Origin of the sequence: Aeromonas veronii (genome assembly GCF_040215105.1) — a bacterium.
In the GTDB taxonomy this organism is placed as follows: domain Bacteria; phylum Pseudomonadota; class Gammaproteobacteria; order Enterobacterales; family Aeromonadaceae; genus Aeromonas; species Aeromonas veronii_G.
On the sequence record NZ_CP157875.1, the window covers coordinates 3,729,503 to 3,742,500 of the forward strand.

10 protein-coding genes and 2 rRNA genes (1 of these 12 cut by a window edge) are annotated in these 12,998 nt (G+C 60.3%); 5 read left to right on the forward strand and 7 right to left on the reverse strand.

The window, feature by feature from the left end; genetic code table 11:
* Positions 1 to 3 precede the first annotated feature (3 nt).
* The 3 genes from ABNP46_RS17105 to ABNP46_RS17115 all read left to right on the forward strand — a co-directional run bounded on the left by ABNP46_RS17105 (position 4) and on the right by ABNP46_RS17115 (position 2,382).
* A complete protein-coding gene (locus ABNP46_RS17105; RefSeq protein ID WP_349919433.1) occupies positions 4 to 672 on the forward strand; it encodes a DnaT-like ssDNA-binding domain-containing protein in 669 nt (222 codons plus the stop codon).
* A gap of 90 nt (positions 673 to 762) precedes the next feature.
* Complete coding sequence (locus ABNP46_RS17110; RefSeq protein WP_349919434.1) at positions 763 to 1,617, forward strand: DnaA ATPase domain-containing protein; 855 nt, start codon at positions 763 to 765, stop codon at positions 1,615 to 1,617.
* Positions 1,618 to 1,746: 129 nt separating this feature from the next.
* Positions 1,747 to 2,382: an SDR family oxidoreductase gene (locus ABNP46_RS17115; protein WP_349919435.1), complete on the forward strand. Its 636-nt coding sequence runs from the start codon at positions 1,747 to 1,749 to the stop codon at positions 2,380 to 2,382.
* A gap of 34 nt (positions 2,383 to 2,416) precedes the next feature.
* Here the strand turns inward: ABNP46_RS17115 and ABNP46_RS17120 are convergent, their stop codons facing one another.
* The 4 genes from ABNP46_RS17120 to ABNP46_RS17135 form a co-directional block, all read right to left on the reverse strand.
* Positions 2,417 to 3,601, reverse strand: coding sequence for an ABC transporter permease (locus tag ABNP46_RS17120; protein WP_349919436.1), 1,185 nt, complete (start codon positions 3,599 to 3,601; stop codon positions 2,417 to 2,419).
* Positions 3,598 to 4,734 carry an ABC transporter permease gene (locus ABNP46_RS17125; protein ID WP_349919437.1) on the reverse strand — a complete coding sequence of 379 codons (1,137 nt, stop codon included), beginning with the start codon at positions 4,732 to 4,734 and terminating at the stop codon, positions 3,598 to 3,600. The genes ABNP46_RS17120 and ABNP46_RS17125 overlap by 4 nt, the downstream gene beginning before the upstream one ends.
* Positions 4,734 to 5,738 carry an HlyD family secretion protein gene (locus tag ABNP46_RS17130; protein ID WP_349919438.1) on the reverse strand — a complete coding sequence of 335 codons (1,005 nt, stop codon included), beginning with the start codon at positions 5,736 to 5,738 and terminating at the stop codon, positions 4,734 to 4,736. Before ABNP46_RS17130 ends, ABNP46_RS17125 begins: the two co-directional genes overlap by 1 nt.
* Before the next feature lie 67 nt (positions 5,739 to 5,805).
* Positions 5,806 to 7,212 carry a TolC family protein gene (locus ABNP46_RS17135; RefSeq protein WP_349919440.1) on the reverse strand — a complete coding sequence of 469 codons (1,407 nt, stop codon included), beginning with the start codon at positions 7,210 to 7,212 and terminating at the stop codon, positions 5,806 to 5,808.
* A gap of 292 nt (positions 7,213 to 7,504) precedes the next feature.
* Here ABNP46_RS17135 and dusB point away from each other — a divergent pair, with 292 nt between their 5' ends.
* Together dusB and fis are read left to right on the forward strand one after the other, a co-directional pair.
* Positions 7,505 to 8,470 (forward strand): tRNA dihydrouridine synthase DusB, encoded by a 966-nt coding sequence (gene dusB, locus ABNP46_RS17140; protein WP_349919442.1) that lies wholly within the window; start codon positions 7,505 to 7,507, stop codon positions 8,468 to 8,470.
* 25 nt (positions 8,471 to 8,495) lie between these two features.
* Complete coding sequence (fis, locus tag ABNP46_RS17145; protein WP_005309538.1) at positions 8,496 to 8,792, forward strand: DNA-binding transcriptional regulator Fis; 297 nt, start codon at positions 8,496 to 8,498, stop codon at positions 8,790 to 8,792.
* 70 nt (positions 8,793 to 8,862) lie between these two features.
* Here the strand turns inward: fis and ABNP46_RS17150 are convergent, their stop codons facing one another.
* From ABNP46_RS17150 to ABNP46_RS17160, 3 genes are all read right to left on the reverse strand, one after another.
* Positions 8,863 to 9,495: a LysE family translocator gene (locus tag ABNP46_RS17150; RefSeq protein WP_349919443.1), complete on the reverse strand. Its 633-nt coding sequence runs from the start codon at positions 9,493 to 9,495 to the stop codon at positions 8,863 to 8,865.
* A 510-nt stretch (positions 9,496 to 10,005) separates the two neighbouring features.
* Positions 10,006 to 10,120, reverse strand: a 5S ribosomal RNA gene (gene rrf / locus ABNP46_RS17155).
* Between the two features lie 121 nt (positions 10,121 to 10,241).
* A 23S ribosomal RNA gene (locus tag ABNP46_RS17160) occupies positions 10,242 to 12,998 on the reverse strand; it runs 132 nt beyond the window's last position.

The following is a 12,998-nucleotide window of genomic DNA, read 5'->3' on the forward strand; positions in this document are numbered from 1 at the left end:
ACCATGACCCCAGCCGAATACAGCGCCCTCGCCCATCCCAGGTTGTCCCATCCGGCCCGCAGCCTCTATACCCTGCAACTGCGTCGGCTGGTGCTGGAAAACCGGCAGACCCGGCTCAACTACCCGGAGCTCGGGCGCGCGCTGGCGGTGGTCGATCCGGGCGATCCCAGCGGTTTCTGCTATCAGGTCAATGCCAGACAGCTGACTGAGCTGCTGGATGAACTGATGGAAGCAGAATTGTTGCAAGTCGAGGCCCATGGCGACAGTGAGCACTATCATCAGTGCCCCTTCCTGCTGCCCCTGCTGAGTCAGCGCGTGCGCAGCCCGCTGCCGGAGCGGCCGTTCCAGATGCACCTGCAGTGGCGCCCGGATGAGGAGCTGCCCGCCCTCGCCCGGCTGTGCGGCGTGATCGACGCCAGCTACAGCGAGGAAGATCTCGGGGAGTTCATCGCCTACTGGCTGGGCCGCCCCGAGGTGTTCGACTCCCAGCACCAGTGGATGCTCAAATTCATCCGTACCCTGAAGAGCCGCCGTTACGCCCGCCGCCAGCCGATGGAGATCAAGGGCTATCAGCAGGTCAGCCCGCCCCCGGTGGAATCCGGCCCGAGCAGACGGGCACAGGAGATGATAGAAACCGCCAAGCGCCTGGCCCAGGAGCCGGATAATGATTGATCCCAAGCATCGGCAGCAGGCACTATTGGCCGCACCATCGGTCACACCCTTGTCCGCCCTTTACCCTTTCCCTCGCAGAAGGAGCCATTCATGACAGACCCGCAAGATCCCCTGCGCCAGGAGCTGGAAGAGATCGAGGCCAGACGCAAGAAGATAGCCAGAGCCAAACAGGATCAGCGCGTGCACGATCCCGAGTTGAGCCAGCATGTGGGTGGCCTGCTGGAGCGCATCCGCCGCCTGCAGGCCCAGACCGGCGGCAGCCAGTACGATTACGAGACCCTGCGCAAGGAGTACGACGCCAAGGCGAACGAGGAAGTACGCGAGCTGCAGAAGGCGGCGCGCCAGGAGCGGATCCTGAAGCTGATCGCCCAGGCCGATCTCAACCCTGACTGGATCTTCGACAAGATGGATGCCACCGATCCGGCGCTGCAATACCCCATCGAGACCGCCCGCTACTTCATCAGCGGCTTCGAGCACTGGGAGAAGAGCGGCGGCGGCTGCATGCTCATCTACGGGGACTACGGCACCGGCAAGTCGACCCTGGCGGGAGCCGTCGCTCACGAGTTGATCGAACGTCACCAGAAATCGGTGATCTTCCAGCAGTGGGCCTCCATCGTGGATCGGTTGTTCTTCAACGTCATCCAGGATCAGGAGGAGCGCAACCAGTACCGCCGCGCCCTGGAAGAGGTTGATTTGCTGATCATCGACGAAGTGGCCGCCAACCGCGCCAAGATGGCGGAGAGCCAGTCCAGCTTCCTCGGCCACCTGTTGCGCCGCCGTCGCAACCTGTCAAAGAGCGTCATCATCATCACCAACCACAGCCCCCAGAGCCTGCATCAGGCCATCGGGGACTTCAGCTTCGAGGCGATCAAGGCCTTCAACCCGGTGGATATCCACCTGAGTGGCCCCAGTCGCCGCCCCAGCATCGGCCACTACAACGGCTGACCCTGCGGGCCGACGTCACCGACGTCGGCCCCTTGCTTTTCTGCTTTCCCTTCACAGATAAAAACAACTCTCATTTACATCCCCTCTTCCAGGCCCTAGGCTACCCCTTTTCTTCAAGGGGACTCTCTCATGCCGACCATTCTCATCTTCGGAGCCAGCCGCGGGCTGGGCCGCGCCTTCACCGAGCAGGCATTGCGCCAAGGCCACAGGGTCGTCGCCCTGGTACGCAGCCCCGACATGGCCGCCGAGCTGCAATCCCTGGGGGCCGAGACGGTGCAGGGGGATGCCCTGGACTCGGCCGCCGTGGCCGCAGCCTGCCAACTGGCTGGCAGCGAGGCCCGGGTGGTCTCCACCCTGGGCAGCTTCCGTCAGCAGCAACCCGTGGATTATCAGGGCAACCGCCAGGTGATCGACGCCATGGAGCAGGCCGGACTCAAGCGCCTGCTGCTGGTCACGTCCCTCGGCTGCGGCGACAGCTGGCAATACTTGCCCGAGCGGGCGCGGGAGGCCTTCGGTCACGAGGTGCGGCTGAAGAGTCTGGCGGAGAGCTGGCTGCAGACAAGCGAACTCGAATGGACCATATTGCGGCCAGCCGGCCTGCAGGATGGGGACGCGACCGGCAAGGCAGTGCTCAGCCAGGGGCAGGAGGTGCACGGTCTGGTCAGGCGCCAGGACGTGGCGCTGCAGGGTTTGCAACTGCTCACCGACCAGCTAGCCCTCGGCCAGATCTACGCCATCGGGGAGCCCGGTCTGCAACGCAGTTAAGCCGCCATTCGGGTGCCGGATCTTTGAAAAACGGTCAGCTTTCGCTGACCGTTTTCATATCGGGTTCGGTGCCCTGACGCTGGCGCCAGGCCAGCAAGAGGATGGCGAGCAGACCGTTGAACAGGGCCAGCCCCCACAGCTGCCACCAGTAGCCAGAGACCTGGGAGAACGCGGCCCCCATCTGGTTCAGGCGCAGGAAACCCTCGATGGCCGGGGTACTCGGCACCCACTGGGACAGCCAGTTGAGCGGCGCAGGGATGAGCTCGAGGGGCCAGATAAAACCGGCAAGGAACACCAGCGGCAGGGAGGAGACCAGCACCACCTGGGTTGGCAGATCCCGGCGGGTAAACAGCGCCCCCAGTACGATGCCGAGCCAGGTGGTCGCCAGCAGGAACGGCAGGGTGAACAGCCAGAGCGCTCCCGGCTCGGCGCTGCGCGCTATGCCGTAGTAATCGAAGCAGAAGCCGAAGAAGTAGGTCACGGGCAGCACGAAGATCCCCCCCAGCACCAGGGTTCTGGCCAGCAGCAAGGCCCAGACGGGCGCCTGCTGCCAATAGCCACGTTCGCCACGGCGGCTGAGCTGGTTCTGGGTCGCCCCCAGGATGCCGGCCCCCATCAGCAGCACCTGATGCAGGATCAGCACGAACACCGCAGGCACCACGTAGTTCACATACCCCATGGAGGGGTTGAACACCGGCAGCACGTTGAGGCCCACCGCATTCCAGCCCACGGCCGCCTGGGGCAGCGCCTCCCCGTGGCTCAGCAGGCGCGCCACCTTCACCTGAGCGGCCAGGGTGCCGCCCGCCTGGGCCAACCCCTCGGCGATGGTGCCGTACACCAGGAAGTAGGAGGCGTCCCCCGCATAGCTCAAGGTCACACTACGGCCCAGCATCAGGTTCCGATAGAAGTGGCGGGGGATGTGCAAGATGCCGCTCGCCTTGCCGGTCAGCAGCCAGTGGCGAGCCTCGTCCAGGCTGGCGACCCGCGCCACCAGTCTGACCTGGGGCGTGGCATCGGCCATGAACTCCAGCTGGCGGGAGAGCTGGCTGCCATCGTCATTGACCACCACCACCGCCTCTTCCCGCGGCAATTGATTCAGGTAAGGCTGGGGATAGAGGAAGGAGTAGAAAAAGACGCCACCAAACAGGGTCAGCATGATGGCCCTGTCCGTCAGCAGACTGCGCAGCTCGAGGCGCAGCAGATCCCAGAAGCCCATCATGATTTGGCCTCCCCGGCCCCGGGGCCCAGGGTCGTCTGCGGTCGATAACGGCGCACCACCACGAGCAGGGGCAGCAGGAACAGCAACAGGGCGCCGAACTGGGGCAGGGTCGCCCCGAGCGGCAGACCGTAGTTGGTCTGCCCTATCTGTAGTTCGACGTAATGGGAGATCGGCAACAGGCTGCGCCAGAACTGGGCAAGATCCCCCATGGCACTGACCGGGAAGGTGACTCCCATGAAGGCAAAGCCCGGTGCGGTGTAAGCCCCCGCTATCGACAGCGCCCGCGCCGGATCCCGCAACAGGGCGTAGAAGAAGGCCCCCATGCTGACGCAGGCGGCCGATGCCAACCCAAGCCCAAGCGTCAGGATCAGCCAACTACCCTGCATGGGATAGCCAAACGCCATAAACAGCAGCAGACTCCACCCCAGCCCCCAAGCCCAGCCGATGAGCACGTGAGGCAACAAAATGCGCCACAGGCCCTTCCAGACCCCTTCACGGGCCCAGTTCAGGCCGAGCCGGTCTAGCCGTGCCAGTGCATTCAAACCGTAGAGCACCACCAGGATCTGCCACACCGCGGGCAGCAGAGCACTCAGCAGGAACTGGGCGTAGCTGGAGTTGAGGTTGTAGAGCGCCGTGATCTGGCTGGTGATGGGCAGAGACTGTCCCAGCGCGCCGGGCAGCGCCTTGCCATCCGCCATGGCCGCCAATACGCCGACCTGACCGTTGAGGGTGCCGACCACCTGGGCCAGGGCCGAGCTCACCAGCTTGGCGATGAGGATGAACTGGCCGTTGTTGAGCACGGTGACCTGAGGTTGGCTGCCTTCCCGAGCGTCCCGCTCCAGATGGGCGGGGATCACCACCAGGGCGTAGATACTCCCCCCTCGCAGCGCTCTGGCTCCCTCGTCGATGGAGTCGAACTGGTCGCTGACCTTAAGCCCGCTCGAACCATCCAGCGAGAACGCCAGCTGGCGGGAGAGCGCACTCCTGTCCAGATCCACCAGACCTATCTTGAGATCCCGTGCAAGCCCCGCCGAGAAGATCCAGCACAGGATCCCGATCAGCAGCAGCGGGAGCCAGCTCGCCAGCGCCCGCCCGAAGGGATCCTGCCACAGTCGTCGCCACTCGCTGTTCATCAAAGCTCGACCAGTACGCTCATGCCGACCCGCAGCCCCTCAACCGCTTGCAGGGGACGGGCCTCCACCTGGAAGCTCTTCATGTCGAAGCCCTGACGGGTATCGGTGGCGCGCCAGGTGGCAAAGTCGCCCATGGCCGCGACATGGCTTACCTTGAAGCGGATCAGCTGATCCCCAAGGCCGGGAATGCGGGCGTCGAACTCGGTGCCCACCGGGAAGCGGGGCAACAGATCCTCACGGATGTGGAACTGGGCCCAGGCATCCTCCATGTCGAGCAGGGTCACCACGGGGAAGCCCTGGGGAGCCAGTTCGCCACTGCGCAGCAGCACCTGAGCCACTTCACCGGCGTGCGGAGTGACAATGCGGGTATCGGCGAGATAAGCCTCCACCTCGGCCACTGAGCCTGCCGCCATCTTGGCCTGCTCCCGGGCCGCCACCTTGGTCTCCTCCCGCGCCCCTTCAAGGGTCATCTGATATTGCTGCCAGGCCATGCCTTCGCTGTACTTGGCCGCCTGCCAGGCGGTCCAGGCCTCGTCTCGCTTCTGCAGGGGCATGACGCCGTCACGGTGCAGGTTGGCGATGCGGGCATAGGTCTTGCCATGGAGCAGGGCCGCCGCCTTGGCCTGTTGCCACTGATCTTTTGCCGCCGCGATCTGCTGGGCCCGCGCCCCCTTCTCGGCCTCTTGCGCCAGGGCGCCAGCCGCCGCCTGACCCGCCTTGGCCTGACTCAGCTTGGCCTCGATCTCCGGGCTCGCCAGGGTGAAGGCGAGCTGCCCCTTGCTCAGCTGATCCCCCTTCTTCACCAGCACCTCATCGATGCGCCCCGCCACCTTGGAGGAGACGGTGTATTGCTGCGCCTCTATCTGCCCTTGCAGCCGTACCGGCTCCGGCTGATAGGCGAGCCAGAAGCGCCAGCCCAGCCAGATGACCAGCAACACCAGCGGCAGGGCCAGCCACAGCGGCTTGCCTCGGCTCATCTTCTTCTTTATGGGGGAGTGACTCATGCATTCACCTCGGCAAACGGGCGACCCTTGGCGGTCGAAACACAATGTAGGAGCAACAACGCAGGGCTCATGAATTCACCTCGATGGCCTGACCATGCTGGTATTGATTGAAACTGTTCATCTGACCGGAGAGTGCCAGCAATCGGGCCAGGGAGATGACGTATTGATAGGCGGCGGCCGCGCGCTGGGTCTTGACCCCCGCCAGCTGATTCCGGGCATCCACCACGTCCAGCGAGGTGGAGAGCCCCTGGCCGAACGCCTTGTCCCGCAGCCGCACGTTCTCCTGCGCCAGCGCCTGGGTGGAGGCGAGGGACTGATACTCCTCCAGCCCCTGAGCCGCCTCGCGCCAGGTCTTCTCGACCAGCAACTCCAGATCCTGGCGGGTCTTGGCCTGCAGCAGATTGACCTGCAGCTCGGCGCTCTTGGCCGCCTGCACCGTCTCCGAGCGGCCGTCACGGCTCACCAGCGGCATGCTGACCCCCACCCCGACCAGCCAGTCCGGCGTGGTCTTGGAGACGATGGAGTCATCCTCGTAGAGGTTGTAATTACCGAACAGGAACAGCTCGGGGGCATATTTGCCCTTCTCCAGCTTGATCATGCCCTGGGCCTGCTCCTTCTTGGCCGCCAGCAACTTGAGGCCGGGGTGCACCGCCAGCGTCTCCTGCACGAAGGGATCGAGCTGCGGCATGCCTGAGTTGATGAACAGCCGGGTATTGGGCTCCGCCTGCTTCAGTTTGAGCATATGGCCGAGGGCCAGCTGGGCGATCTCCAGGCTGCGCCGCGCCTTCTGGGTATCGATGCGCGCCCTGTCATAGGCTGACTGGGCGGAGAGTCGCTCCACCTTGGCGATCTGGCCCTGGGCCTCCAGCTTCTGGGCATGGTCCAGGTGATGGGCCAGCCCCTGCTCTATCTCCTGCTTGGTCTGCACCACCTGCGCCGCCAGCACCACGCCGAAATAGGTCTGGGAGAGGCTCTCGAAGGTGGACTGCTGTTTGAGCACCAGCAGCTGCTGCGCCTCGCTCACCTGAGCCTGGCGAATGTCCTGGGCCGCATCGATGCGCCCGCCGGTGAACAGTGGCCACAGCATCTTGACCGAGCTGGTGACCACGTTCTGTTTGGTCAAGGGAGTGACGAAGTCGCTCGGGCTGAGGTTCAGCGCCTGCATCACGGGCCCCAGCACCTTGCCAAACTCCGGGTGGTTGGCGATGGGATTGAGATCCAGCATGTCCAGTTCCATCGGCTGATCGAGGTGGGTATAGCTGGCCCCCACATCCACCTTGGGCAGATACATGGCCTTGGCCGCCTCGCGCAGCTGCTCGACCCGCTCCACGCCCGCCTGTTCCGCCGCCAGACCATCATCCTGCTGGATGACCCGGCTCCAGGCCTCGGTGAAGCTGACGGTCTGGGCCTGAGCCGAGCCCAGCATGGCGCCCAGCAGGCACGGACTGAGCAATTTGATGAACCTTGACGTCATACATCCCCAAATTCTATTTTTAATGAAATTGTGTGGAGCCTTTGCTCGATTCAGGCTCGCTATCATAACGTAAACCCATGGCGGAGGGAGACTCACAAATCGTGACACCCCTCACTCATTTGACCCCACCTATCGTCCCAGACAATATCTCTGATTTTCAAGCACTCCTGAATTTGCAAGCCTTGGCGCGACGTTTTTTTCAGAAAAAAATGGCTGACGCTCAAATACTAACCTTTTCTCCTGACTAAAAAATGCGTAATATACGCCGCCCTAAGCCGATGGTAACCGTGTAATGCAGATAGGTCCCCACACGCTTGAAACTCCCCTGATTGTGGCCCCCATGGCCGGTGTAACAGACCGACCATTTCGTGAACTTTGTTTGCGATTGGGTGCCGGCATGGCCGTTTCCGAGATGCTGCTGGCCAACCCGGATGTCTGGGATACCCAGAAAACCAGGATGAGAATGGATCACTCTGCAGAAGGCGGCTTGCGATCGGTCCAGATTGCCGGGGCTGACCCCGAGATGATGGCGTTTGCTGCCCGCTACAACGTGGAGCAGGGCGCTCAGATCGTCGACATCAACATGGGATGCCCGGCAAAAAAAGTGAATAAGAAGTTGGCAGGTTCCGCCCTGCTGCGCCAACCCGATCTGGTCAGAACCATCTGCCGGGCCGTGGTGGATGCAGTGGACGTGCCTGTCACCTTGAAGATCCGCACAGGATGGGATCCGGATAACCGCAATGGCGAGGAGATCGCCCGAATCGCCGAAGATTGCGGTATCGCGGCCCTTGCCGTGCATGGTCGTACCCGCGCCTGCCTCTACAAGGGGGAAGCGGAGTACGACACTATCAGGGCGATTAAGCAGGCCGTATCGATTCCTGTTGTCGCCAATGGCGACATAGACAGCCCGGAGAAGGCCCGGTATGTCCTCGACTATACCGGCGTCGACGCCGTGATGATCGGCCGTGCAGCGCAAGGACGACCCTGGATTTTCCGGGAAATCCGTCATTTTCTTGAGACGGGCACCAAGCTGCCACCTCCCGACAGGGAAGAGGTTCGCACCCTGATGAACGAGCATGTTACCAACCTGCACCAGTTTTACGGTGCATATCTGGGAGCGCGCATTGCCCGTAAACACGTGGGCTGGTATCTGGATGAAGAAGAGACGGGCCGAGAATTCCGTAAACATTTCAATGCCCTGGATTGTGCTGATGCACAGCTGACGGCACTTGAAGTGTATTTCGATGGATTAGGTTAACGCATAACTAAAGAGCCGACCGAATATGTTCGAACAAACCCTGACTTCTGATGCATTGGTAACAACTACTCACAATCACGCCGCCGAGCCGACCCAGCGCCCCCTGCGTGACTCTGTGCAACAGGCCCTGCGTAACTACCTGGCCCAGTTGAACGGTCAGGAAGTGATTGATCTGTACGATATGGTTCTCTCCGAAGTCGAAGCCCCCATGCTGGACGTGATCATGCAGTACACCCGTGGCAACCAGACTCGCGCCGCCGTGATGATGGGCATCAACCGTGGCACCCTGCGCAAGAAACTCAAGCGCTACGGCATGAACTGATTTCAGTCTCCTGCTGCAGTTGCAGACGAAGGCGTATCCCAGCGATGGGATACGCCTTTTTCTATGGCCGTCATTCGGCGGCCAGCTTGATCCCCAGACCCACAAACAGGCCCCCCATCACGCGGTTGAGCCAGGTCCCGACCCGGGCTGGCAGGCGCAGCTTGCTGCTCGCAAAGGCGGTGGAGAAGGCCAGCAGATGGCACCAGATCATGCCGTTGAGGTTGAAAATGCAACCCAGCACGATGAAGGCCAGCGCCTTCTGCGGCGCGGCGGGATCGATGAACTGGGGGACGAAGGCGAGGAAAAACAGCGCGACCTTGGGGTTGAGCACATTGGTCAGCAGCCCCTGCCGGTAGATACGCCCATAGGAGAGCCTGGGCAGCGCCACTGACCCCTCTCCTGCCACTGCGGTACTCGCCTTTTGCCTGAGCAGTGAAATCCCCAGATAGACCAGGTAGAGCGCCCCTGTCAGCTTGATGACGGCAAACAGCTCGGCCGAGGCACTGAGCAGGGCTGACAGCCCCAGCGCCGCTGCCAGCACGTGTACCATGGTGCCTGTCCCTATCCCCAACGCCGCCACCGAGCCGGCTCGCCAGCCCTGAGAGCCGCTGCGCAGCATGATGAGCAGGGAGTCCGGTCCCGGCATCATGTTCAGCAACAAGCCCGATACGATAAACAACGCCAGATCGTGGATCCCCAACATAGACAGCTCCTTGTGCATGAAACACCTAGTCTATGGATCCCGTCGCGCTTGTCACTCCCGTCTCTCGCGATAGTGATTATCAATGCAGGGCATAGTCGCCTTGCCGTTGCAGTTGGAGGTGGAGGGAAGATGCGGAGAAAAGAAGTCCGGTAGTCCGGTAGTCCGGTAGTCCGGTAGTCCGGTAGTCCGGTAGTCCGGTAGTCCGGTAGTCCGGTAGTCCGGTAGTCCGGTAGTCCGGTAGTCCGGTAGTCCGGTAGTCCGGTAGTCCGGTAGTCCGGTAGTCCGGTAGTCCGGTAGTCCGGTAGTCCGGTAGTCCGGTAGTGTGGCGCTAAAAACAGGCAGGAGACAGGTAATCGGAGGCGTAGAAGGCAGTTTGTTTGACTAAGTTGATAGGGCTTTACGATGTAGTTGCCTGATAAACAGGCCATGATTGGACAAAACATCTGCCAATCCCCAAATGTCAGCCAATAAAAAAGCCCGCTCAGATGAGCGGGCTTCTTCAAATTAGGTGCCTGGCAGTGTCCTACTCTCGCATGGCGAATGCCACACTACCATCGGCGCTACCGCGTTTCACTTCTGAGTTCGGCATGGGATCAGGTGGTTCCACGGCGCTATGGCCGCCAGGCAAATTCTTAATCTAGAAAGCTGACGTGAATAACGACTTAGCTACTGTGCTCTGTCGCTATCACTGAATTTGAGTAGTTCATGCACTTGCTACAAGGCCAGAAACACTTCTTGGGTGTTGTATGGTTAAGCCTCACGGGTAATTAGTATGGGTTAGCTCAACACGTCGCCGCGCTTACACACCCCACCTATCAACGTTGTGGTCTCCAACGGCCCTTTAGGACCCTCAAGGGGTCAGGGATGACTCATCTCAGGGCTCGCTTCCCGCTTAGATGCTTTCAGCGGTTATCGATTCCGAACTTAGCTACCGGGCAGTGCCACTGGCGTGACAACCCGAACACCAGAGGTTCGTTCACTCCGGTCCTCTCGTACTAGGAGCAACTCCCTTCAATCATCCAACGCCCACGGCAGATAGGGACCGAACTGTCTCACGACGTTCTGAACCCAGCTCGCGTACCACTTTAAATGGCGAACAGCCATACCCTTGGGACCGACTTCAGCCCCAGGATGTGATGAGCCGACATCGAGGTGCCAAACACCGCCGTCGATATGAACTCTTGGGCGGTATCAGCCTGTTATCCCCGGAGTACCTTTTATCCGTTGAGCGATGGCCCTTCCATTCAGAACCACCGGATCACTATGACCTACTTTCGTACCTGCTCGACCTGTCCGTCTCGCAGTTAAGCTGGCTTATGCCATTGCACTAACCTCCTGATGTCCGACCAGGATTAGCCAACCTTCGTGCTCCTCCGTTACTCTTTGGGAGGAGACCGCCCCAGTCAAACTACCCACCAGGCACTGTCCGCGAGCCCGATTCAGGGCCCTGCGTTAGAACATCAAACATACAAGGGTGGTATTTCAAGGACGGCTCCACGACAACTGGCGTCATCGCTTCAAAGCCTCCCACCTATCCTACACATGTAGGTTCAATGTTCAGTGCCAAGCTGTAGTAAAGGTTCACGGGGTCTTTCCGTCTAGCCGCGGGTACACCGCATCTTCACGGCGAATTCGATTTCACTGAGTCTCGGGTGGAGACAGCATGGCCATGGTTACACCATTCGTGCAGGTCGGAACTTACCCGACAAGGAATTTCGCTACCTTAGGACCGTTATAGTTACGGCCGCCGTTTACCGGGGCTTCGATCAAGAGCTTCGCTTGCGCTAACCCCATCAATTAACCTTCCGGCACCGGGCAGGTGTCACACCCTATACGTCCACTTTCGTGTTTGCAGAGTGCTGTGTTTTTGATAAACAGTCCCAGCCATCTGGTCACTGCGACTCCCGACAGCTCCATCCGCAAGGGACTTCACCATCAAGAGCGAACCTTCTCCCGAAGTTACGGTTCTATTTTGCCTAGTTCCTTCACCCGAGTTCTCTCAAGCGCCTTGGTATTCTCTACCCGACCACCTGTGTCGGTTTGGGGTACGATGACTTGTAATCTGAAGCTTAGAGGCTTTTCCTGGAAGCAGGGCATCAATGGCTTCCGCACCGTAGTGCGTTCGTCTCGTGTCTCAGTGTTGTGTCTCCGGATTTGCCTAGAAACACCACCTACGCACTTTCACCAGGACAACCGTCGCCTGGCCCACCTAGCCTTCTCCGTCCCCCCATCGCAATTACAAGTCGTGCAGGAATATTAACCTGCTTCCCATCGATTACGCCTTTCGGCCTCACCTTAGGGGTCGACTCACCCTGCCCCGATTAACGTTGGACAGGAACCCTTGGTCTTCCGGCGAGGAGGCTTTTCACCCCCTTTATCGTTACTTACGTCAGCATTCGCACTTCTGATATCTCCAGCATACCTCTCGATACACCTTCGCAGACTTACAGAACGCTCCCCTACCACTCACGCTTAGCGTGAATCCGCGGCTTCGGTGCCTGGTTTGAGCCCCGTTACATCTTCCGCGCAGGCCGACTCGACTAGTGAGCTATTACGCTTTCTTTAAATGATGGCTGCTTCTAAGCCAACATCCTAGCTGTCTGAGCCTTCCCACATCGTTTCCCACTTAACCAGAACTTTGGGACCTTAGCCGGCGGTCTGGGTTGTTTCCCTCTTCACGACGGACGTTAGCACCCGCCGTGTGTCTCCCGGATATTACTTACTGGTATTCGGAGTTTGCATGGGGTTGGTAAGTCGGGATGACCCCCTAGCCCAAACAGTGCTCTACCCCCAGTAGTATTCGTCCGAGGCGCTACCTAAATAGCTTTCGGGGAGAACCAGCTATCTCCGAGTTTGATTGGCCTTTCACCCCCAGCCACAGGTCATCCCCTAACTTTGCAACGTTAGTGGGTTCGGTCCTCCAGTTGATGTTACTCAACCTTCAACCTGCCCATGGCTAGATCACCCGGTTTCGGGTCTACACCTTGCAACTAGACGCCCAGTTAAGACTCGGTTTCCCTACGGCTCCCCTATACGGTTAACCTCGCTACAAAATGTAAGTCGCTGACCCATTATACAAAAGGTACGCAGTCACCCCGAAGGGCTCCCACTGCTTGTACGTACACGGTTTCAGGTTCTATTTCACTCCCCTCACAGGGGTTCTTTTCGCCTTTCCCTCACGGTACTGGTTCACTATCGGTCAGTCAGGAGTATTTAGCCTTGGAGGATGGTCCCCCCATGTTCAGACAGGATGTCACGTGTCCCGCCCTACTCGATTTCACATCAAGGTTGTTTTCGTGTACGGGGCTATCACCCTGTATCGCCGGCCTTTCCAGGACCGTTCCACTAACTTCCAAGATGCTTAAGGGCTAATCCCCGTTCGCTCGCCGCTACTGAGGGAATCTCGGTTGATTTCTTTTCCTCGGGGTACTTAGATGTTTCAGTTCTCCCGGTTCGCCTCCGTTAGCTATGTATTCACTAACGGATACCCAGCTTATGCTGGG